The sequence below is a fragment of the Vibrio sp. 1727 genome, assembly GCF_033344415.1.
Lineage (GTDB): Bacteria > Pseudomonadota > Gammaproteobacteria > Enterobacterales > Vibrionaceae > Vibrio > Vibrio alginolyticus.
Window position 1 is genome coordinate 1 of record NZ_JAWPOT010000155.1, and the last position, 848, is coordinate 848.

Consider the following 848-nt stretch of genomic DNA (forward strand, 5'->3'; position numbering starts at 1 on the left):
GCTGCTTTCATTCTCTGAAATGGATGTTTTGAAGTTCAAACAGATTGCTGGTTCGATGAAATTTGCATTTGGTGTGCAAAACCAACTGGAAGTGAAAGACATTCCTAAAGGCACCAGCATCATCGCACAAGAATTTAGACCAGGCCGTCCTGAGCCGACACCGATTGATGTCATCATGCAACAAACCATGGATATCACTCAGCAGACGCTAGAATTCCACGAAGGTGAGTCTGACCGAGCTGGTGGTACTAAGCGTGATGAAGGCAAGCTGACGGGCGGTCAATCACCGGAAACTTCGACACAAAGCAATCAGTCCGCAGAGTCAGACATGCAACAGCAGCAGTCTAAAGAGATGTCACAAGAGATGGAAACCTTGATGGAGAGCATCAAGAAGGCGCTCGAACGTGAAATCGAACAAGGCGCGATTGAAGTGGAGAACCTCGGTCAGCAAATCGTTATACGAATGCGAGAGAAAGGCGCATTCCCAGAAGGTTCTGCATTCCTGCAACCGAAGTTCAGACCATTAGTGCGACAGATTGCTGAGCTAGTGAAAGATGTGCCAGGTATTGTCCGAATCTCTGGTCACACGGACAATCAGCGTTTGGATTCTGAGCTGTATCGCTCGAATTGGGACTTGTCATCGCAGCGTGCGGTGTCGGTCGCTCAAGAGATGGAAAAGGTCAGAGGTTTCTCGCATCAGCGTCTTCGTGTGCGAGGTATGGCGGATACCGAGCCTTTGGTGCCGAATGATTCTGATGAAAACCGCGCACTTAACCGTCGTGTTGAAATCAGTATCATGCAAGGTGAACCTTTATACAGTGAAGAAGTGCCCGTGATTCAATAACAAA

1 protein-coding gene is annotated in these 848 nt (G+C 48.3%); it reads left to right on the top strand.

Translation table 11 applies throughout. The annotated features are described in order from the left end of the window. Positions 1 to 844: flagellar motor protein MotB (locus R8O10_RS24485; protein ID WP_318191853.1), on the top strand; the 844-nt coding region annotated here is incomplete at its 5' end. Positions 845 to 848 lie beyond the last annotated feature (4 nt).